This is a genomic window from Methylobacterium sp. J-077 (assembly GCF_022829365.1).
In the GTDB taxonomy this organism is placed as follows: domain Bacteria; phylum Pseudomonadota; class Alphaproteobacteria; order Rhizobiales; family Beijerinckiaceae; genus Methylobacterium.
This window is the reverse complement of record NZ_JAKSYJ010000156.1, coordinates 29,279-49,735: the sequence shown is the minus strand read 5'-3', so window position 1 is coordinate 49,735 and position 20,457 is coordinate 29,279. Positions and strand designations below refer to the sequence as shown.

Here is a 20,457-nt window from a genome sequence, read left to right as displayed (position 1 = left end):
GACGATGCGCGGCCTCATCTCGGGCGCGGTCCTGGTGGCGCTCGTCGTCATAGGATCCACGCAACTTCAGGCAGGGGACATCATGAAGACGGAGCTCAAGCCGTACAACGTCACCATCCGCGTCTTCGACCCGACCAAGGGACTGGAAAGCGGCCAGGAGTACGTGCTGCCGGTCGACAGCCCGGACGTCGAGCACGCCATCGCCTCGACCACCGCCAACGCCGCCTCGTTCACGCGGAAGGCGGAGGGCGGCAAGGCCCTGCCGGTCGCCTTCACCTGCATCAGGGTCGAGGCGCGCTGAAGCGACGATGGGCGGGGAGAAAAACGATGTCGACGGAATCGAACAAGGATCTCGTGCGGGCGTACTTCGTCGCGTTCCGCGACCGCGATGAGGCGTGGTGGGACCGCTTCATCGCCCCGGACTTCGTCCGACACGACCCCGGCCTCGACTTCGAGGTCCGCGGGCCGGCCGGCGTCGCCAAGCTCGGCGAGGTGCTGCATGGCGGCCTCTCGAACATCGAGATGCCCATCGACGAGGTCATCGCCGAGGGGGACCGCGTGCTTGCCCGTCTGCGCTTCCAGGGCCGGCACACCGGTGAGTTCCAGGGCGTGCCGGCGTCCGGCAAGGCGGTCGACATCGTGGTGATGGACTACTTCCGTGTCGCGGACGGCAGGCTAGCCGAGCACTGGGCGCTCATGGACAACTTGACGATGCTCAAACAGATCGGCGCGGTCGCCGCCTGAGGCCGCCTGAGGCCGCCTGCCCCACGAGACCACGAACCGTTACGAGGGAACGACGCATGATCAAGGCCCTGGGTTACGCCACCAAGCATTCCTTCACCGGGCTGAAGCCGCTGGCGTTCGAGCGTGAGGAGGCGGGGCCGAGCGAGGTCGAGATCGAGGTCCTGTACTGCGGCGTCTGCCACTCCGACATTCACCAGGCCGAGAACGACTGGGGCAACACCGTCTACCCGTGCATGCCCGGTCACGAGGTCGTCGGACGGGTCACGAAGGCAGGGTCGAGCGTCACGCGACACAAGGTCGGCGACCTCGTCGGCGTCGGCTGCATGATCGACAGCTGCCGCGAGTGCGAGCCGTGCACGGACGGCGAGGAGCACTACTGCCAGGGACCGAACAGCTGGCTCGCGACCTACAACGGTCCGATGAAGCCCGCCGCCCAGGCCCCGGATGGGAAGAACTCGTACGGTCGCGACAACACCTTCGGCGGCTACTCCAACGTCGTCGTGGTGAAGGAGGATTTCGTCCTCAAGATCCCGGCGACGCTCCCCGTCGAGGCGGCGGCACCGATCCTGTGCGCGGGTGTCACGACCTACTCGCCGCTCAAGCACTGGGGGGTGAAGGCCGGCAGCGTCGTTGGCGTCGTTGGGTTCGGCGGCCTCGGCGACATGGCCGTGAAGCTGGCCAAAGCGATGGGTGCGGAGGTGACCGTATTCACCACCTCCAAGGAGAAGGTCGCGGACGCCGAGAAGCTTGGCGCCAAGGGCGTCGTCGAAGGCGATAAGGACGCCTACGCCGCGCTGGCCAACACCTTCGACTTCATCCTCTCCACCATCCCCGAGAAGCACAAGGTTGACCCCTTCGTGCCGCTCCTGAAGCGCGACGCCACCTACTGCGCCGTCGGGGCGCTCACGCAGATCCCCGGTTACAACAACATGCAGCTGGTCATGCAGCGCAAGAGCCTCGCTGGCTCGCTGATCGGATCCATCGCCGAGACGCAGGAGGTGCTCGACCTCTGCGCCGAGCACGGCATCGCCCCGGACGTCCAGGTGATCCCGATCCAGGAGATCAACCAGGCCTACAAGCAGGTGAAGGAAGGCGACGTGCGCTTCCGCTACGTCATCGACATGGCCAGCTTGAAGCAAGAGATGGAAGCCGCCTGAGGCTGCCGGACAACGAAACCCACGCCCGTCCCGCGGGCGGGAAACGGCCATCGTTCCGGCTTCCGACGTTGCTTCCTTTCCAGACCTCGGTCTGGGGAACGGCAGGTAAGAGAGGTGGTCGGTGCGGTCGCGGGTCGAGCAGCGATCCCAATTCATCCGATTCAACACAAGGAATTTCCATGCAGGTACGCACCAAGACGCATCGCATCGCCGCGCTTCTCGCCGGCACCACCCTCCTGACGGCGTCCTCGGCCTGGGCGCAGGAGACGCCAACGATGAAGGATCGCCTCGACGGCGCCGTCTCGACGGTGACCGGGTCGCCGATGGCCGACCTCGACCTCGACATGAAGCACGTTCTCGACGCGATGAAGACGCTCGATCCGAAGCCGATCCCGAACCTGTCGCCCCAGGAGGCCCGCCAGCAGCCGAGCGCAGCCGACGGCGTCAAGGCACTCCTCAAGGAGCAGGGCAAGAGCACCGCCCCCGAGGCTGGTGTGAGCACGAAGGAACTCGCCTACGAGACCGCGGGCGGATCGCAGAAGGTCCGGATCTATACGCCCGACGGTGCCACCGGTCCGTTGCCGGTGGTGGTCTACTACCATGGCGGCGGCTTCGTGATCGCCGACATCGACACCTACGACGCGACGCCCCGCGCCATCGCCAAGGGCGCGAAGGCCGTGGTCGTCTCGGTCGAGTATCGCCACGCGCCCGAGGCCAAGTTCCCCGCCCAGCAGGAGGATGCCTTCGCCGCCTACAAATGGGCGTTGGCGAATGCCAACAGCTTCGGCGGCGACCCCTCGAAGCTCGCGTTGCTAGGCGAGTCCGCCGGCGGCAACCTCGTGACCAACGTCGCCATCGCGGCCCGCGACGGAAACGTCGAGAAGCCGCTCCGGGTCGTGGCGGTCTATCCGATGGCCGGAACCAACCTCGACACCCCATCCTACAAGGACAACGCGTCCGCCAAGCCGCTCGACAAGCCGATGATGGGCTGGTTCTACGACCAGACGGTCCGCAACGACGCCGACCGCTCGGACCCGCGCCTCGACATCGTCGGCAAGGCCGACCTGAAGGGTCTGCCGCCGTTCACGGTCGTGACCGCGCAGATCGACCCGCTCCACGACGACGGCAAGATGCTCGCCGACAAGATCAAGGCGGCCGGTGGGCAGGTGACCTATCGCGACTATCCGGGCGTCACGCACGAGTTCTTCGGGATGGGCAACGTAGTCGCAAAGGCCATGCAGGCCGAGGACGCCGTGATCGGCGACCTCAAGGCGGCCTTCGCCGGAACCGCCACGGGCACGACGGCACCTCGCTAGGTCGACGCGGAGAAAACCGGCGAGCAGGTTTGGAGGTGACATCGGGGTCTGCCTAGATGATATTCGGGCTGACCCCTCATTAAACAAACGTAAGACGCGTCTTTGCAGTGGGATGCGATCTGCGCTGATGGTCGTAAGATACATTCATGGCGATTTCCCTGAGACTGTGTCGGGGTGGCAGTTGAGTCTCGTCCTGATCATTCGGACTTGAACGGAGTTGGGTGATGGCTTCCCAGACGCCCAAGCTTCTATTGAATGACCAACTCTGCTTCGCGCTTTATGCCGCAACCAACGCGGTGGTGCGCGCCTACCGCCCCATGCTTGCAGAACTCGGCCTTACCTACCCGCAGTACCTCTTAATGCTGGCCTTGTGGCAGGATGGGAGCGGGTCGGTTCATGCACTGGCCGAACGCCTACGGCTCGGCCCCAATGCCATTACCCCGCTCGTCGACCGGCTTGAAGCAGCAGGTTTCGTGACCCGCGCGCGGGGTACCGACCGGCGTGTGGTGCTCGTCACCCTGACGAAGACCGGTATCGGGCTTGAGGCCAAGGTGTCGGTGGCGCAGCAATCTGTCGTCTGCCGTGTAGGTCTTGCCGACCGGGATCTAGCCGCCCTTCGTAAGGAATTACATGATCTGACTGACCGCCTTACCGCCACTGGCGAGGCACGCGAGAACGAGGCAACGTGACGGCAGGCTTGCACGACCGGTGCTCAGACTACGCCCTCCGGGGAGGCCATCAATCCGGAGCCCCTTGTTGACGCCCATGGCATTGGTATCCTGCTGGTTCAGAACGACACCGATGTCGGCGCCTAGGCCTCCCGCCATTGGCGGATCTGAGCTGTGATGGTCGAGATCGCCGACCAAGCGTTTGCCGAGCGTAGCGTCTATACTGCCCCGACGTTCGCCGGGTCGATCTCGCCCGACATAAGCCTATACCACCGGAACGGATGCTCGCCGCGGCGACGGCAAGAGAGAGCAATAGCCCGAGCTCCAACATGGCTTGCCCTGGTCCGCCCTGCGGCGGAACCATTCTGGGCGTCGTCACCACCCATGCCGAGGGCCGGGAATTCCAAAATGCCGGGAGGGTTGAGTTGCTCGAATATCGCATAGGTGGGACCGAGGATCCTGTTCTCCTACCCCCGACCGTCAGCTTGCCCGCCTTGTCGTCTTTCTTCTTAGGGCGTGTCGACAAATTTCCGACAGCTGCTTGTAGATGCAGGCCTCCCTTTCCTCCCCACCGCCCATCAATGCCGTCACAGTAGATCGTTGCCGCGCCGGTGCACTTGCGCGGGAGGTCTTTCTATTCGGGGGCGACGCGACGAAGGCGACGTCGAGGACAAGCGCACGTGACAAGGTTGTGTTGGCTTCGAAGGATTGATCACGGCTGTTACACACAAGCATAGAGGCCAATTAGGCGCGGACTTGCTCGTAGTATCGCGTGACGCCGCGAAAGCTGCCCATGCCCGCTTCTTCGGTCCTCTACCGTCCGGCTCCCGTGACGGCCCGGACCGGTGCGCCCACAAGGTCGACCGTCGATCCAACCGTATCTTTGAAACCGCTGCCGACGTTCGAGAGGTGCTCGCCATAGCTCTCCCGGGTCTGCGGATCTACGAGGGCAACGGGCGCCGCCACCGCCAGCGCGGCGCCCGTTGCCACTGTCGAGGCCGCGCCCGCCGCCGTGCTGACGAGCTTGTCCCCGATCCCGACCTTGCCGTCCGAGATCGGCTGGCCGTCAGCGAGCCGCTTGCCCAGGAGCGCGACCACGTCCCCGGAGGCGAACTTGCCGTGGTTCAGGGCGTCATCCGACTTCACGGAGGACAGGTTGAGGACGCCGATGTTCTCGCGCGCCAGTTCCGACTTGTACGGTTCGGCGTCCGGGTCGATGGCCCCCAAGCGAACGCTGTCGCCCCAGACGAGCCGTGAGACAGCCAATGCCTGGTCGTCGCCCGACACCATCAGCGTCAGCCTTGGGTGGTCCTTGCCCATGTCGTGGAAGGCACCCCGGGCGAGGTCCATGTCTACGTCCGGCGCCGCCAGGATGACGTTCCTGATCTTTGGCGCCACGCGCTTGTCGCGGATGGCCATCTGCCGGAGGCTTTCCAAAGTGAGCCAGTTACCCATGGAGTGGGCCAGCACGGTGATCTCGCCGACGTTCGGGTCCTTGGATAGGTCGCGCAGCAAGGTCTCCAGGCCGTTGCGGGAGAAGTTAGTGCTCTCCCGGTCGTACCCGTAGGCGAGCACCGAGCCGCGGGACGGCCAAGTGAACAGCACCGGCGCGACCTCGGCTCCAGAATCGTGCACGATCTGCGCGAACCGGAAGACGGCATCCTCGAACTTGTTGTTGAATCCGTGTACGAACACGAGGACATGGCGCTTGCCCCGCCCCCTCACAGCCCTGCCGGTCCAGGCCGCGACATTGTCGTGTTCCACCGGTTCGGCGCGTAGGGCGACGAAGTCGGTGGCGGGATTGCCAGGTAGGCGTTCAGGCCATTGCACCGTGCCGGGCTGCCGGGTGGCATCGGGCGGTATGGATACCGCCAGGTCGGTGTAGGTCACCGCCTCGCCGCGCTCGCCGGAGAACAGCACGCCGCGGTCTGTGGCGGACTTGCGGGTGGTGGCGACGAGCATGTCGACGCGGGAGGCGCCGGTAACGTGTGTCGCGTCGGCGATGGGCAGGAGTACGCCGGTCGGTCGGCCACCGCAGGCCCCAAGTCCCAAAAGGGTCCAAAGCCCAGCGCAGGCGGCCATGGACCGCCCGATACATCCGATACTATGAAGCACCCATAACCCCTAAGCACTGGCCTAGGTGGGTGACCAACTCACACTTCCCCAGGTCGGATATGTCTACGGGACAATTGCGGCGGGGAACTGACGACAGCCAGAGAAACGGTGCCCGTGAGCATTCGACGACGAGCCCTGCGATCCGGCCTCAGTTGCCGTAGGGCGAGGCGAGGACGACGCGCACCTTCTTGGCCGAAGCCGCCTGGGCGGCGGGTGCGGGAACGACGTCCACCACGGCGGCCATCCGAACCGGCTCGGGATTCCTGGGAGCGGGTTTAACTCTTAGCGTCCCGGATGCGGAGGCCGGGGCGACGATCAGCGAGGAGATGGCAAAGGCGGCGAGGACTGTCTTCACGGCGGCCGTCCAAGGCTTGACTGTTTGATCGCCCAACAACGGTCAAGCTATCGCCTGGTTCCGCCCCTATGCCGCATTGGCCGCGACGGACGTCCCACCGCCCGTCGACGAACCATCGGCCACCTTGAGGCAGGCCTCGACCGCCCCACGCAGCGACGACACGTAGGCGTCGGCCCCGACCTGCCGGCCAAGCGCGGCATCGGTCAGCACCCCCTCGCCCACGGGCCAGAGCCCGACGAGCACCGGTACGCCAGGTGCCCGCCGCTTGAGGCGTTCGAGCAGGTAGCGCAGGTGCGACGGGTTGCCGGTGATGTCGAGGTAGGAGATGCACACCATCGCCACGCCCGAGAGATCGAGGTTGCGGATGCCCTCGCGCGAGGCGGATTGGTAGGCGGTCACACGGGCCCCGAGCCCATGCTTACGCAGGAGTTGCGCCAACATCGCCGAGGAGGCTTCGTCGAGGGGGCCGCGTCCGGCAAGGCAAAGTACCGGCGCCTCGCCGCGCCACGCCTCGGGCAGCGTCTCGCGTGACGGGGCCTGGCCTGGCACGGCCTCGGTCTTCGGATGCGCGCGCTCGGCGAGCGTCGGGGTGTCGTTCGGGTTGACCGTCGTGTCGGTCCCGGCCGGCTCGACGTCGGAATGGTCCTCGAAGTCCTCGACCAGGGACCTGGCCGATGCTTGGATGTTTTCTAATTGCGCCGGTGTGACCACGCCCCGCGCATAATCGTTGGCGGCGAGCTGCAGGCCCTTGAGCGCGACCTCGTCGTAGTACGAGGACAACGAGCGCTCCTTGAGCATGGCCTCGCCCAGGTCGCGCGCCTCGTCAGGGTCGCCGGCCAACATGCGCTGGTAGAAGTTCTCCACAGGGGTCAGGGGCGGCCGGTCACCGAGCAGGATATCGAGGAATTCCAGGCTGTCGACGTGGCGGCCGAGTACCACGAGGCAGACCGTGAAGGGCGTGGCCAGGATCAGGCCGATCGGACCCCAGAGGAAGCCCCAGAACAGCGTTGAGACGATGACCGCGAAGGGTGAGAGCCCGGTGGAGTGTCCGTAAAGAAGTGGCTCGATGACCTGCCCGAAGATCGGTTCGGCGATCAGGAACAGGGCGGCGGTGGCGATGACCATGCTCCAACCCGGGTCCACCGCCGCAGCCAGGGCGACGGGCAGGATGCCGGAGATGAAGGCGCCGATGTAGGGCACGAAGCGCATCAGCGCCGAGAACACGCCCCAGAGGATCGGGTTGGGCACACCTATGAACCACAGGCCAACGCCGACGATGACGCCGAACGCGGCGTTCATGCCGAGCTGGGCCAGGAAGTAGGTCCCGAGCCGGCCGGCTGCGTCGTCCATCGCCACCGTCGTGCGGTGCAGGTCGCTCGACCCGAACAGACGGATCATGCGGTTTCGTAGGTCCTCCCTCTGAAGGAGCAGGAACACGACGACGACCAGCACGATGCCGACCGTTGTAAGCGGCTCGAAGATCGGACCGAGCACCTTCTCCGCAAGTGCGAGAGGCGAGATCTCTGGTTCCTGTACCCGGACGAGCTGCGCCTTCGGTGTGTCGCCCCCCGGACCGGTTGCCGCGGTGGTGCCGGCCGCGTCGGCCTTCTGGGTGGCGTCGTGGACCTGGTGGCTGAACTTGGCGATGACTCGGTTGGCATCGCCGAGCCAGCCTTGCTGCAGGCCGGCGAACTTCTTCGAGACCGTTGCCTGGTACTGCGGCAGGTTGCCGGCAAGCCCCGCCACCTGCGTGCCGAGGACCGCGCCGATGCCTCCGATCACTCCGAGCGCGAGCAGCACCGCGACGATCACGGAGGGCACGCGACCCAACTTGATCCGCCGCAGCAGGTTGACCACCGGGGCGAGGACGAAGCTGAGGAGCACCGCCAGCACGAGGGGAATGAACACCTCGCGCCCGAAGTACAGCGCCGCGATCAGAACGACCCCCACGGCGAGCGTGAGCAGACCGCGAAGGCCCGGCACCAGAGGCGGCGGCACCTGGGCGGGTGGACGCGGGACCACAGCATCATCGTTGGGCATACGGCATCCCTAGGCACGCTCGATTAGTGTTGCGCACCGCCCCATAACGTTGCCCGGAGCGATTGGTCCCAGGAATCCCGCATCCACTTCCGGGGAACGTCCGGCGGCTGGATGGGGACACTTCCCGTCGGGCATGTTACGCTGCCGGACCTTGGCCCGACGATGTCATCGCGCGCGATGTGTCGGTCGTGCCCCGGGGGGGGCGATCATGAAGGCCAAGGTCACCCCGCCCCTAGCGGCGCCCGAGGAACGAAGCCCCGCCGGCCACGAGGACGGAGCACCCCGGGGACGGATCGAGGGCGGCCACGGCCGCGAGAAGGGACCGGTCGCGACCGACGCCAACCGCTCCGAACTCCGGCAACTCGTCGCCGGGATGAGCGAGGGCGTGATCCTAGTCGAGCCCGACCAACGCATCGCCTGGGCCAACGACGCGGCCTTGGCCATGCACGGTGTCGCGGCCCTGTCCGACCTCGGCAACACGGTCGACGCCTACCGGGCCCGTTTCAGTTTGCGCTACCGCAACAACCAGGCACCGGGCCGTTATCCCATCGAACGCGTCGTCGACGGCGAGACCTTCCGCGACGTGGTCGTCGAGGTCCGGCACGCCGACCGCCCGGGCGTCGACTTCGTGCATTCCCTCCGAAGCCTCGTCGTCACCGACGCCGGGGGGCGCCCGACCTTCCTTGCGCTGATCATCAAGGACATCTCGGCGCAGTTCGAGGCCGAGGAACGCTTCGAAAGCGCGTTCAACGCCAATCCGGCCCCGGCCGTGATCGTGCGCCTGTCCGACCTGCGCCTGGTCCGCGTGAACACCGGCTTCCTGGAGATCACCGGGTACACACGCGACAAGCTCGTCGGTCGCAGCGTGTACGAGGTCGATCTCCTCGCCGAGGCTCACGGCCGGGAGAGGGCGCTGGAACACCTGAACGCCGGCGAGCCGATCCCTCACCGCGAGGCACTCCTGAAGCGCCCCGATGGCGGCACGCACGCGGTCATCGTCGCGGGCCAGCCCATCGCGATGGCCGACGTCGCCTGCATGCTGTTCACTTTCGCCGACCTCGAACCGCGCCGCATTGCGGAAACGGCGTTGCGCCAGAGTGAGGAGCGCTTCGCCAAGGCATTCCGGCTCACTCCGGTCCCGACCGTGCTGACCCAGGCCTGCGACCATGAACTGACCGCGGTCAACGAGGCGTTCGTCCGGGTGTTCGGCCGAACCGGGAAGGAGACCGTCGGACGGACCGTGGCGGAGACCGGGCTATGGGTCGACGACGTAGCCCGTGAACGGTTCGAGGCGACCTTGGAGCGCGAAGGGTCCGCCCTCGGCATCGAGACCTGCGTCCGCGACGGTGGCGGGGCGTCCCTCGACTGCCTGGTCTCGGCCGAGCGCATCGTCATCAACGGCGAGGATGCGGTTCTGATGGTCCTGCAGGACATCACCGAGCGAAAACGGTCGGAGCGCGAACTGTATTCAGCCATCGAGACGGTGATGACCGACGCCTCGTGGTTCAGTCGAGGCCTTGTCGAGAAGCTTTCGGTCCTGCGCAATCCCGGCGAGGCAGGGAAGCCCGCGATGCCCGACCTTACTTCCCGCGAGCGTCAGGTATTGAACCTGATCTGCCGGGGGGACAGCGACAAGGCCATCGGCCAGGCTCTCGCCCTGTCGGGCAGCACGGTACGCAACCACGCCGCCGCCCTTTACCGTAAGATCGGCGTAAACCGCCGCACCCAGGCCGTCGTCTGGGGACGCGACCACGGCTTCCCGGCGACCTAACCGCTAGACGAAAGGCCCGGACCGGTACGTAAAACGTACGAACCGGTACGTTTCGACGATGTGCGCGAGACGGAACGCAAGCCATCTTACTCAACGGCGCGCCACGGGCGTCGATTGGGGACCGAATGGCTGAGGAACCCAAGCCCACCCTGGAACAGGTCAAGGCCTCAGTGCGTGACGCGCTGAGGAAGCTCACCGGGGACCCGGGACCGGCGCCAGAGATCAAAGCGCTTAAAACGCGGAAGAAACCCTCGACAGGCCCAAATCCGAAAACTGTTCGGGACTGAATGATGCCCAATTCATCTCCCTAGAACTCAGGTTCGGATCGAAAATAAGCCGGACCGGCGATATTAATTGGCGGAATATCGCGATCCTAGGCCACTTGTCGCGCATTGGTACTGTCCGCCGAACCGATCACAACAGGCCGGTACAACGGGGTGCACCCGACGTGCCTCGACCCCGACGCCCGAGAGAAGACCGAACCCCGAAATTTCCCGCGTGGCTTCGGCACCGTCCGATCCCGCATGCCCGGAGCCCGCCTATGTCCCTCCTCGCCTGGATCGTGCTCGGCCTGATCGCCGGCTTCATTGGCTCGAAGATCGTCAACAACACCGGCCAAGGCCTGCTCGTCGACATCCTGCTCGGCGTCGTCGGCGCCGTCGTCGGCGGCTTCCTGTTCAACCAGTTCGGCCAGCCCGGCGTCTCGGGGGTGAACCTCTACAGCCTGCTCGTCGCCGTCGTCGGCGCCGTGATCGTGCTGTGGCTCTACCACGCCCTGGCCGGCCGCCGCCGGGTCCTCTGACCCGGTGCACCCCCTTCCGCCGATTCTCGGCCGAAGACCGACCCGACCACTCCCGACGAAAGAGCTTCCACGATGGCGTTGTCCCCCGATACCACCCGTCCGGCCTATGACCGCGACCTGCCGACCACCAGCCTGGCCACCCCGGCCGAGGACATGCGCACGATGGCGCTGCATTCCATCTCCTGGGGGGCTGTCATCGCCGGCGCCGTGATCGCACTGGTCGCCCAGGTCATCCTGAACATGGTCGGGCTTGGGATCGGTCTCTCGACCGTCGACCCGGCCGGCAACGGAACTCCGACGGCGGGCAGCTTGTCCTCAGGTGCCGGGATCTGGTTCGTGATCTCCGGCATCCTCGCCTCCACCGCCGGCGGCTGGCTCGCCGGGCGCCTCTCGGGCAAGCCGGCTCGGACCACCACCGCCTATCATGGGCTGATCGCCTGGGCGGTCTCGACGCTGGTCGTCGTGTACCTGCTGTCCTCGGCGGTCGGCGGCATCGTCAGCGGCGCGTCGAGCGTGGTGTCGAGCACGCTCGGTGGTGCCGGCAACCTGGTCGGTGGCTCGGTAAAGACGGCAGCCCAGGCCGCGGCCCCGTCGCTGCCGGGCATGGACAACCCGTTCTCCAACATCGAGAGCCAGGTCCGTGGCACGACCGGCAATGATCCGGAGGCCCTTAAGAACGCTGCCGTCAGCGCCATGCGCGCCGCCGTGACCGGTGACGCCGCCCAGCAGAAGGACGCGCAGGAGAAGGCCGCCCAGGCACTGGCCAAGGCTCAGGGCATCCCGGTCGATCAGGCCCGGACCCAGGTCGCCCAGTACGTGAAGCAGTTCAACGACACGGTCGCCCAGACCAAGGAGCAGGCCAAGCAGGCGGCTGACACCGCCGCCCGCGTCGGCTCGCAGGGCGCGCTCTACGGCGCCCTGGCATTGGTCCTCGGTGCACTGTCGGCCTTCTTCGCCGGGCGTGGTGCCGCCGTCGACCCGGTGCTCACCCGCACCGCCTCCGCCGTCACGACCCAGCGCCGGGTCTGACGATGAGCGACCCCGCCGCCATCGAGCCGCGTCTCCTCGGGACGCGGGACAAGCAGGCGGCGGAGGTCGCGCTCGGTGAGACCGTGACGCTTCCGCTGATCGCCGAGACCGCCCGCATCGACAGGCGGGCGGTGGAGACCGGGCGGGTGCGGGTCTCGACCCGGACCGAGACGGTCGAGGAGGTCCTGCGTGAGACCCTGCGCAGCGATCACGTCGGGGTCACCCGGGTGGCTATCAACCGGACCCTGGCCGAGGGCGAGATGCCCCCGGCAGTCCGCGAGGAGAACGGGGTGACCATCATCCCGGTCCTGGAAGAGATCCTTGTCGTCGAGAAGCGCCTCGTCCTGAAGGAGGAGGTGCACGTCCGCCAAACCACGGCGGGCGAGGACGTCGAGGTCCCGGTGACGCTGCGCAGGCAGCACGCCGTGATCGAACGCGTGTCCCCCGAGGGGCACGTCACGGCCCTGCCCCACGCACTGCCATCGGAGATCGAACCATGACCCAGACCATCACCGCCATGTACGACACCTACCCCGAGGCTACCGCCGCCAAGGCGAAGCTCGTTGCCCTTGGCATTCCCGAGGTTGGGGTTCGGATCCTGTCCGGCAGCGAGGTCGGCACGACGACCAGCGCCGCCACGACCCACGAGGGCGGCATGTGGGGCTCGCTGAAGGAGTTCTTCATGCCGGAGGAGGACCGCCACCTGCACGCCGAAGGACTGAACCGCGGTGGCACCATGCTGACTGCGACGGTCGAGGACAGTTACGCAGAGCGGACCTACGACATCCTGGAGGAGCACGGCTCGGTCGACATGGACGAGCGTGAGGCCTCCTGGCGCAAGGAGGGTTGGAGCGGACAGGCCGCCGGCGCGCCGGTCATGGCCGCCACCCCCGTCACCTCGACGGAGACCACCGGCCTCCACGCGGCGGGCGGGACCGAGACCGTCGCGGCCCGGGGGACCGCGCAGGGCACTGACTATATCCCGGTGGTCGAGGAGCGCCTCAACGTCGGCAAGCGCATGGTTGACAGCGGTCGTGTCCGGGTCCGCTCCTACGCGGTCGAGAAGGCCGTCAGCGAGAACGTCACCCTGCACGACGAGACCGTGCACGTCGACCGCCGCGTGGTCGACCGGGCGGTGACGCCGGGGGACATGGCCCTGTTCGAGGACAAGGTCATCGAGGCCACCGAGATGCGCGAGCAGGCTGTGGTGTCGAAGGAGGCGCGCGTCGTCGGCGAGGTCGGCATCCGCAAGGAGGCGTCCGACCGCGTCGAGACCGTGACCGACAAGGTGCGCCACACCGAGGTCGAGGTCACTGACGAGCGCGGCAACGTCGAGCGCACTGGCACAGCCGGCACCACCACCGGGACCGCCCCGCGCAAGCCGGTCTGATCAAGGGATCGGGAGGGGTCCCGTGGCCCCTCCTTTCCGAAGAACGAACCCCAGGCAAGCATCGAGCACGGCCCCCGCCCCATGATCCGCATCACTCGCTTCCTTTTCCTTTCCTTCGTCATGGCGGCCGGCTCCGCCGGTGCCCAGGGCAACGATGCCGCCACGGGCCATCTCCGGACGTTCTGCTCCGGGGACTATCTCAGCCTTTGCAACGGCATGGATCCGAAGGGGTCGGAGGTGGTGGCGTGCTTCCGCAGGAACATGGGCAAGCTCTCGCCCGGCTGCCGGACCGCCATCGACGAATACAAGGCGTCCAAGGGAACCGGTTCGAGGTCCTGAGCCGCCAGGAACCCGTACCTCGCACACCCGAACGGGAGAACGAACATGAGTGACGGCTTTCCCTCCATGACCGCCCTGCTCGGCCTGCTCGCCGTGCCCGGCCAGGCCGGCCTCGGGGGCCTGCTCGGCAACATCGGCGGTGCGCTCGGCGGGGCCGGCGTCGGCAACGTGCTCGGCGGGGGCCTGGGTCAGATGGTCGAGAGCTTCCGGCAGAACGGCCACGGCGCGGCCGCCGATTCCTGGGTGAACCACGGTCCCACCCACGAGATCGCCTCGCCCCAGCTGCGCCAGGCCATCGGTCCCGATGTCATGGACGCCCTGTCTCGGCAGACCGGGCTGTCGCACGACGAACTGCTTTCCAGGCTCTCCCGGGAGCTTCCCTCGGCGGTGGACCGCTACACCCCCGACGGCAGGCTGCCCGCCCTCTGAGGCGGCGCGCCTGAGGACACCCCGCACGCCGGTCGGGATCCGTCCCGTCCGGACGCGCCGGTCGACACGACCGTAACGAGCACCGTGACGGTGCCATCCGAGGAAAACCACCATGGCCAAGACCGCGCACGACGAGGCCGCCAAGCACCACGAGGCCGCCGCCAAGTCGCACAAGACCGCAGCAGAGCACCACGAGAAGGGCGACGAGGAGAAGGCCGCCAAGCACTCCAAGGAGGCCCACGGCCACTCCGAGAAGGCGCACGAGAGCTCGACCAAGGCCCACGGCAAAAGCGCCAAGAAGTAACGCGACCCCATGCAACCGCCGGACGCGCATCCCGCGCGTCCGGCCTCACTCAGGAGAACACCCATGGACGAGAACCGCATCACCGGTGCCGCGAAGGAGTTCGGCGGCAAGGTCCAGGGCGCCGTTGGCGACGTGACCGGCGACCGCGAGACGAAGGCCAAAGGCGCCGCCAATGAAGCCAAGGGTAACGTCGAGAACCTGTACGGGCAGGCTAAGGACGCCGTCCGAGACGTGGCCGACCAGGCCGGCGATCTTGCGCAGGGCGCGCTCAAGCAGGGCCGCGACGCCTTCCCCGACGCCGAGCGCGCCTACCGCCAGGGCGCCGACACGGTCACGAGCTACGCCAAGGAGTCCCCGCTGATGATGGCGGCGATGGCGGGCGCACTCGGCTACCTCCTCGCGATGGTCGTCCACGGTCGCCGCTAGGTCGGTCCCCCGTTCCAACATCGTCCCGCAGGTCCAGAGCAGCACCATGAACGATCCGACCCGATCTGTGGGACCATCACCCGCCGCCGACGGCCCTATGCAGGCGGCGCGCTCGCCGGCGGGCCTGGCAGACGCCGTGCGTGATCAGGCGAGCGGCTATGCCGACCGGCGCAGGACCGAGGCGGCCGGCTTCCTGTCCGAGCTCGCCAGGGCGCTGCGTTCAGGCAGCGACGAGCTTGACGGACAGGCGCGGGCGAAGCCCTTCGTCCACAAGGTCGCCGACAACCTCGACGCGCTCTCGGACCACGTCGCACGCCGTGGCTTGCGCGAACTCCTTCGCGACGCCGAAGCGGTGTCGCGAGGCAACCCGCTGGCGACGGCCCTGGTGGCTGGTGCGCTGGGGTATGGCACTTTCCACCTCCTGCGGTCCGGGAACGGCGATGCGCTCATGTCCCGTGGTGAGCCCAGGCAGCCCTGGGGCGGGTATCCGTGAGCGCCGTTCCCCCGCCGTCCGGCGGACTCCAGGGCCTGATGGCCGAGGCACTCCGCGGTGCCGGCGATGTCCTGCGGGGCGAGATCGCCCTGTTCCGTCAGGAGATGGCGGACAACCTGCGCCGCCTGATCGTCGGCCTCGCGTCGATGGCCGGCGCGGCCGTGTTCGCCGTCGTCGGTTTCCTGGCGTTGGTCGACGCCCTGATGAAGTGGCTCGCCACCGTCGTCGGCTCGGAGGCGCTCGCCGCCCTGATCGTCGGCACTGCCTTCCTCGTCATCGGCGTCGTCATGGCACTGATGGCCAAGAGCCGGTTCACGGTCGACGGGCTCATCCCGACGCGGACGGGCCGGCAGCTCCGGCAGGATGCCGTCGTCATCAAGGAGCACGTGACGCATGACGAGTGACGCAGATGGCTTGGAGCGTGAGATCGAAGCGAGCCGTGGCCGCCTGGACCGGACGCTGGACAGGCTGACCCAGCGCCTCACCCCCACCGGGATCGCAGAGGACGTGCTCGGCACCGTCCGGCGCGACGCGACAGGGGCCGGCCTCTACGACGGCGCGTTGGCGGCGGTCCGACGCAACCCGGTGCCGGTGCTGCTGATGTGCCTCGGTGCCGTGATGCTGCTCAAGGGCATGGGGCCGCGTGCGTCGACGACCTACCGCGCCGTGCGCGATCCCGACCGGTACGCCGCGGCGGCGGTCACCTCCACCCCGATGGACTCCCGCTGATGCGTCCCTACCTCGCGGAGTTCATCGGCACCTTCGTCCTGGTGTTCAGCGGCTGCGGCAGCGCCGTCTTGGCAGCCGACCACATCGGCTACGCCGGGGTCGCGCTGTCGTTCGGCTTCGTCTTGATGGCGATGATCTACGCGTTGGGTCCGATTTCGGGCTGCCATCTCAATCCCGCTGTCACGCTGGGCCTGACCCTGAGCCGGAAGTTCGATGCCGCGCGCCTGCCCGGCTACCTGGCCGCCCAGGTCCTCGGCGCGGTCGTCGCCGCCTCCCTCCTCTACGTCGTCGCGCAGGGCCATCCGGGCTTCGACGTCGCCTCGGGCTTCGCTGCGAACGGCGACGACACGCGCTCGCCGGGCCACTACAACATGACGGCGGCGTTCATCGTCGAGTTCGTGCTGACGGCGCTCCTCGTCCTGACCATCCTCGGGGCGACCGACCTGAAGGCGCCGGTGGGCTTCGCGGGGCTCGCCATCGGCGCCGCCCTGACCGTGATCCACCTCGTCTCGATCCCGGTGACCAACACCTCGGTCAACCCGGCCCGCAGCATCGGGCCGGCCCTGTTCGCCGGCTGGGACGCGGTGGGGCAGCTCTGGCTGTTCGTACTCGCCCCGCTCCTCGGTGGGGCGGCCGCGGCCGGGCTGTACTCGATGATGCGCGCCCTCGACCCCGTGGTGCAGATGCCCGTGCGGCAGGCGGTACAAGCCTTGCCGGCCGAGCTTGAGCAGCGCCTGGAGAAGGCCGGCATCAAGCCGACAGAGTTCTAGCGCCACCACCGGAGGGGCCCGCCGATGCCGACCATGCGAACGCAGATCCATGCCAGTGGCAACGACGACCGGTGGTTCCTCTGCCACGGCGACGACACGGCCGACGTGTTCGTCTTCCACGAGCCGAACGGACCGTCCGGGGGCTCGCCGTCCCGGATCGAGCTCACGGCCTTCCTCGCCTCCGGGAACGGATCGCCGGAGCACCGCGCTCTCCTGACGATGATCGGCTCCCTGGTCGAGGCGGCACATGCAGGCTCGGTCCCGCCCGTTCGCGGTCCCGAGCCGGGCGCCGCAGCCACCGAACCGACCCCGGGCGAGGCCGCCTCCTCGATCTGACCCCAAACCCTCCAAGCCCGCGAGACCGCAATGGCTATCGACTATCGCTCGGAACTGCGCCGACCCCTCCCGTTCAGCCTCGCCGTCATCGCCGCGGTGCTGCTTCTCTGGCTGGTCGTGGCCTCTATCGCCGGCGCCAGGCAACGCGGCGCCAGGGACCACCGCATCGGCGAGTTGGAGAGCCAGCGGACGGCCCTACAGACGGACCTCGACCAGCAGCGGTCGACTGCCGGCACTTTGGCCGCGCTCCAGGCCAGGATCGCCACGGCCCAGCAACAGGACCGGGACGCGACCCAGGCCGGCGAGCAGGCCAAGGCCAAGTCAGTGAGCCTCGTATCGGAGCGGCAGGCAGCGGAGGGCAAGGCAGTGGAGGCGAAGGCGGCATCCGAGGCGGAGGCCAGGAAGTTGGCCGACCTTCAGGCGCAGGTCACCCAGGCCGAGCAGAAGCTCGCGCCGATGAGGGAAGCCACCACCGCGGCCGAGCAGGCGGCGACGGCACGCACGAAGGAGCTCGCCGACGTCGGGCGCCGCCTGGAGGAGACGCGCCAGCAGGAGGCCAAGCTGCGTGCCGACATCGCCGCGATGTCCCAGGAGGCGACGGCCAAGACCACCGATCTCGCCAAAGCCGAGGAAAGGCAGCAGAAGGCCCGGGAAGGTTCAGCCTCGGCTCAGAAGGAATTGGCCGACGCCAGGACCGCCACCGAGCAGGCCGGGAAGCAACGGGACGACCTGGCGCAGGCCATCGCCGGCCTGAACGCCAGTAGGGACAAGCTGACCGCCGAGATCGCCCAGGTCGGGCAGCAACTGCAGCAGGCCAAGGATGGGCTGGCGTCGACCCAGGCCGATCTGGCCACCGCCGAGTCTGAGAGGGACCGGGTGATCTCCGAACGTGGGCAGGCCGAGCAGACCATCCAGAAGCTAACGACCGACCGCAACGCCGTGACCTCGGCGGTGGAGGCGCTCCGGAAGCAGCAGGCCGACGCCCAGGCGCAGCTCGCGACGTTGACCGAGACGCTCGCCGGCCGCAACAAGGAGATGGCCACCCTCGACGACCGCCTCGGGACGACCCGGCAGGAACTCTCGGCGGCGCAGGCTCAGCTCGCCGATGTGCGTCAGCGGCTTTCGGATCAGCCCCCGCCGACGACCGTGCCCCCCGCTCCGTCCCAGCCGCCGGCGCCGGCCGCCGCACCTAGGGCGAACTGAACCGCATCCGTATGACGGTATCCATCCTGGTCCTCACCACTCTTGCGGCGGTCGTGCTCGCGGTCGTGCATGTCGTGACGCCGTCCTTGCGGTTCCTGGACGGCTCGCCCAGGAGCGTCTGGCTGTCGGCGGCCGGCGGGGTCGCGGTGGCCTACGTCTTCGTGCACTTCCTGCCTGAGTTGGCCAGCGGCGAGGCCAGCGTCGGCCGCATGGCCGGCGGCACCCTCGGGGGCTTCTCGGAGCGGCATGTCTACCTGATCGCGCTCGGCGGCCTGATGGCCTTCTACGGGCTGGACAGGCTGGCCAAGGTCGACCGCTCGCGCCGTGCCGGCATCCCGGTCACCGACGCCCGGGGTTCCGACCCGACGGCCGAGGTCGGCACCGGGGCCGGGGTGTTCTGGATCCACATGGGGTCCTTCGGCCTCTACAACGCGCTCGTCGGCTACCTCCTCCTGCATCGCGAGACGACGGGCGTCGCCTCCCTGGCGTTCTTCACCGTGGCGATGGCCCTGCATTTCGTGGTCACCGACTACGGCTTGAACGACGACCACAAGGCGGCATACCGCAGGACCGGACGTTGGGTACTGGTCGCCGCCGTAGTCGCGGGGTTCCTCGTCGGCGCGGTGACGGTGGTGTCGGACGCGGCCATCGCCGCACTGACGGCCTTCCTCGGCGGCGGCGTGATCCTGAACGTCCTTAAGGACGAGGTGCCGAGCGAGCGGCAGAGCCGGTTCTGGGCCTTCGCGCTCGGGGCCGTCGGGTACGCCGCGTTGCTGCTCACGCTTTGAGCCGGTCTTCCCCGGGCTGGGCACGGCCCATGCAGGCATCGCCGGACACCGCCGAACCGAAGATGCGGCGAACCTCCCAACCACGGGGACGAACATGAGGATCAGGGCCGGATACACCATCGGCTACGACACGTTCGGGCCGACCCCACTGATCTACCAGCTCAACGTCCACCCCTCCCGCACCCACGACCTGCTGACCTCTGACACGATGCGGGTCGACCCGCAGGTGCCGACGCGGACCTACACGGACGGGTTCGGCAACACCTGCGTGCGGCTGCTCGCGCCGGGCGGTCGCGTCACGGTCTCGGCCGACTTCCTGATCGCCGACAGCGGCGAGCCCGACGCCTACGCACCCGACGCCCGGCAGATCGCCGTCCAGGACCTACCGGACGAAGTGCTCGTCTACCTGCTGGGCTCGCGCTACTGCGACACCGACAAGCTCGCCGGCACGGCCTGGTCGCTGTTCGGCAATGCCCCCGAGGGCTGGGGCCGGGTGCAGGCCATCGTCACCTGGGTGCACGAGCGCATCCGGTTCGACTACCAACTCGCCGACGCCACCCGCTCGGCCTTCGACGGGTACCGCCAACGGGTCGGCGTCTGCCGGGACTTCGCCCACCTCGCCGTCACCCTGTGCCGGTGCATGAACATCCCGGCGCGGTACTGCACGGGCTACCTCGGCGACATCGGCGTGCCCGTGGACCCCAACCCGATGGACTTCTCCGCGTGGTTCGAGGTCTACCTCGACGGCCCGCAGGGACCTCGCTGGTACACGTTCGACGCCCGGCACGACGCCAGAAGGATAGGGCGGGTCGTCATCGCCCGCGGGCGTGATGCCACCGACGTCGCCATCTCGACGAGCTTCGGCACGACGCTGCTCGCGCAGTTCGACGTCCACACCCTGGAGGTCGCCGACGACTTCGTGCTGCAGCCCCGGGGCTGACGATCGCATGCCGTGAGGTCGAAAGACCCCTGGCGGATCGGCAGGCATTGCGTGTGGGCAAGCCTCGGCGGACAGGCCCCTCATCCCGTGCTATGGGACGGTTCGTTCGGAAAGGCGATCCATGACCGACACGAACGCGACCCGAGCCATCGACGTCGAGGCATCCGTCGCTCGCTGGCACCTGACCCTCGCCAGGCTCGCGGACAACGATAACGAGCCGCGGGGCATGCGGGCCAGGGCCATGGCCACGATGCTGGGCCTGCCGCTCGCTTCGACGGCCGCCGTCGCAGCCTGCCTTCGGTTCCTACTCTAG

Annotated in this window: 26 protein-coding genes; 23 read left to right on the top strand and 3 right to left on the bottom strand. The window is 67.9% G+C overall.

Annotated features, from left to right (window positions below; translation table 11 throughout):
- The 5 genes from MKL11_RS19125 to MKL11_RS19105 form a co-directional block, all read left to right on the top strand.
- A partial coding sequence (locus tag MKL11_RS19125) for a hypothetical protein (RefSeq protein ID WP_313900764.1) occupies nt 1-301 on the top strand: 301 nt, incomplete at its 5' end.
- Between the two features lie 26 nt (nt 302-327).
- A complete protein-coding gene (locus MKL11_RS19120) occupies nt 328-744 on the top strand; it encodes an ester cyclase (RefSeq protein WP_243946302.1) in 417 nt (138 codons plus the stop codon).
- Nucleotides 745-800: 56 nt separating this feature from the next.
- Nucleotides 801-1,901: an NAD(P)-dependent alcohol dehydrogenase gene (locus MKL11_RS19115; RefSeq protein ID WP_243946296.1), complete on the top strand. Its 1,101-nt coding sequence runs from the start codon at nt 801-803 to the stop codon at nt 1,899-1,901.
- 179 nt (nt 1,902-2,080) lie between these two features.
- Complete coding sequence (locus tag MKL11_RS19110; RefSeq protein WP_243946294.1) at nt 2,081-3,217, top strand: alpha/beta hydrolase; 1,137 nt, start codon at nt 2,081-2,083, stop codon at nt 3,215-3,217.
- A 224-nt stretch (nt 3,218-3,441) separates the two neighbouring features.
- Entirely contained in the window at nt 3,442-3,906 is a 465-nt protein-coding gene (locus MKL11_RS19105) for a MarR family winged helix-turn-helix transcriptional regulator (RefSeq protein ID WP_243946292.1), read from the top strand.
- Nucleotides 3,907-4,698: 792 nt separating this feature from the next.
- Here the strand turns inward: MKL11_RS19105 and MKL11_RS19100 are convergent.
- The 3 genes from MKL11_RS19100 to MKL11_RS19090 form a co-directional block, all read right to left on the bottom strand.
- Nucleotides 4,699-5,967, bottom strand: coding sequence for an alpha/beta hydrolase (locus tag MKL11_RS19100; protein WP_243946290.1), 1,269 nt, complete (start codon nt 5,965-5,967; stop codon nt 4,699-4,701).
- A 181-nt stretch (nt 5,968-6,148) separates the two neighbouring features.
- The gene (locus MKL11_RS19095) at nt 6,149-6,355 is read right to left on the bottom strand and encodes a hypothetical protein (protein ID WP_243946288.1); all 207 of its coding nucleotides are present in this window, start codon (nt 6,353-6,355) and stop codon (nt 6,149-6,151) included.
- 66 nt (nt 6,356-6,421) lie between these two features.
- Nucleotides 6,422-8,395 carry an AI-2E family transporter gene (locus tag MKL11_RS19090; RefSeq protein WP_243946286.1) on the bottom strand — a complete coding sequence of 658 codons (1,974 nt, stop codon included), beginning with the start codon at nt 8,393-8,395 and terminating at the stop codon, nt 6,422-6,424.
- A 208-nt stretch (nt 8,396-8,603) separates the two neighbouring features.
- Between MKL11_RS19090 and MKL11_RS19085 the strand changes: the two genes are divergently transcribed.
- The 18 genes from MKL11_RS19085 to MKL11_RS19000 all read left to right on the top strand — a co-directional run bounded on the left by MKL11_RS19085 (nt 8,604) and on the right by MKL11_RS19000 (nt 20,457).
- Nucleotides 8,604-10,166: a helix-turn-helix transcriptional regulator gene (locus tag MKL11_RS19085; protein WP_279600590.1), complete on the top strand. Its 1,563-nt coding sequence runs from the start codon at nt 8,604-8,606 to the stop codon at nt 10,164-10,166.
- 541 nt (nt 10,167-10,707) lie between these two features.
- Nucleotides 10,708-10,968: a GlsB/YeaQ/YmgE family stress response membrane protein gene (locus MKL11_RS19080; protein ID WP_243946284.1), complete on the top strand. Its 261-nt coding sequence runs from the start codon at nt 10,708-10,710 to the stop codon at nt 10,966-10,968.
- Between the two features lie 72 nt (nt 10,969-11,040).
- Complete coding sequence (locus MKL11_RS19075; RefSeq protein WP_243946282.1) at nt 11,041-11,997, top strand: PhnA-like protein; 957 nt, start codon at nt 11,041-11,043, stop codon at nt 11,995-11,997.
- 2 nt (nt 11,998-11,999) lie between these two features.
- Nucleotides 12,000-12,497, top strand: coding sequence for a YsnF/AvaK domain-containing protein (locus tag MKL11_RS19070; RefSeq protein ID WP_243946280.1), 498 nt, complete (start codon nt 12,000-12,002; stop codon nt 12,495-12,497).
- Nucleotides 12,494-13,387, top strand: a complete 894-nt coding sequence (locus MKL11_RS19065) for a YsnF/AvaK domain-containing protein (protein WP_243946278.1) — start codon at nt 12,494-12,496, stop codon at nt 13,385-13,387. The genes MKL11_RS19070 and MKL11_RS19065 overlap by 4 nt, the downstream gene beginning before the upstream one ends.
- A gap of 81 nt (nt 13,388-13,468) precedes the next feature.
- The gene (locus MKL11_RS19060; RefSeq protein WP_243946276.1) at nt 13,469-13,726 is read left to right on the top strand and encodes a 3',5'-cyclic-nucleotide phosphodiesterase; all 258 of its coding nucleotides are present in this window, start codon (nt 13,469-13,471) and stop codon (nt 13,724-13,726) included.
- 45 nt (nt 13,727-13,771) lie between these two features.
- Nucleotides 13,772-14,155: a YidB family protein gene (locus MKL11_RS19055; RefSeq protein ID WP_243946274.1), complete on the top strand. Its 384-nt coding sequence runs from the start codon at nt 13,772-13,774 to the stop codon at nt 14,153-14,155.
- A gap of 112 nt (nt 14,156-14,267) precedes the next feature.
- Nucleotides 14,268-14,459 carry a hypothetical protein gene (locus MKL11_RS19050; protein ID WP_091713696.1) on the top strand — a complete coding sequence of 64 codons (192 nt, stop codon included), beginning with the start codon at nt 14,268-14,270 and terminating at the stop codon, nt 14,457-14,459.
- 63 nt (nt 14,460-14,522) lie between these two features.
- Complete coding sequence (locus tag MKL11_RS19045; protein WP_243946271.1) at nt 14,523-14,885, top strand: CsbD family protein; 363 nt, start codon at nt 14,523-14,525, stop codon at nt 14,883-14,885.
- Between the two features lie 46 nt (nt 14,886-14,931).
- Entirely contained in the window at nt 14,932-15,378 is a 447-nt protein-coding gene (locus tag MKL11_RS19040) for a hypothetical protein (protein ID WP_243946269.1), read from the top strand.
- Nucleotides 15,375-15,782 carry a phage holin family protein gene (locus MKL11_RS19035; RefSeq protein ID WP_313900763.1) on the top strand — a complete coding sequence of 136 codons (408 nt, stop codon included), beginning with the start codon at nt 15,375-15,377 and terminating at the stop codon, nt 15,780-15,782. The genes MKL11_RS19040 and MKL11_RS19035 overlap by 4 nt, the downstream gene beginning before the upstream one ends.
- Nucleotides 15,772-16,107: a DUF3618 domain-containing protein gene (locus MKL11_RS19030; protein ID WP_243946267.1), complete on the top strand. Its 336-nt coding sequence runs from the start codon at nt 15,772-15,774 to the stop codon at nt 16,105-16,107. Before MKL11_RS19035 ends, MKL11_RS19030 begins: the two co-directional genes overlap by 11 nt.
- Nucleotides 16,107-16,877 (top strand): aquaporin Z, encoded by a 771-nt coding sequence (gene aqpZ / locus MKL11_RS19025; protein ID WP_243946265.1) that lies wholly within the window; start codon nt 16,107-16,109, stop codon nt 16,875-16,877. Before MKL11_RS19030 ends, aqpZ begins: the two co-directional genes overlap by 1 nt.
- A 24-nt stretch (nt 16,878-16,901) precedes the next feature.
- Nucleotides 16,902-17,213, top strand: a complete 312-nt coding sequence (locus MKL11_RS19020) for a hypothetical protein (protein WP_243946262.1) — start codon at nt 16,902-16,904, stop codon at nt 17,211-17,213.
- 30 nt (nt 17,214-17,243) lie between these two features.
- On the top strand, nt 17,244-18,416 hold the full coding sequence (locus tag MKL11_RS19015; protein ID WP_243946260.1) for a chromosome partitioning protein ParA: 1,173 nt from the start codon (nt 17,244-17,246) through the stop codon (nt 18,414-18,416).
- Between the two features lie 11 nt (nt 18,417-18,427).
- Nucleotides 18,428-19,204, top strand: coding sequence for a hypothetical protein (locus MKL11_RS19010; protein ID WP_243946258.1), 777 nt, complete (start codon nt 18,428-18,430; stop codon nt 19,202-19,204).
- A 94-nt stretch (nt 19,205-19,298) separates the two neighbouring features.
- On the top strand, nt 19,299-20,144 hold the full coding sequence (locus MKL11_RS19005) for a transglutaminase-like domain-containing protein (RefSeq protein WP_243946256.1): 846 nt from the start codon (nt 19,299-19,301) through the stop codon (nt 20,142-20,144).
- A 121-nt stretch (nt 20,145-20,265) separates the two neighbouring features.
- Complete coding sequence (locus MKL11_RS19000) at nt 20,266-20,457, top strand: hypothetical protein (protein WP_243946254.1); 192 nt, start codon at nt 20,266-20,268, stop codon at nt 20,455-20,457.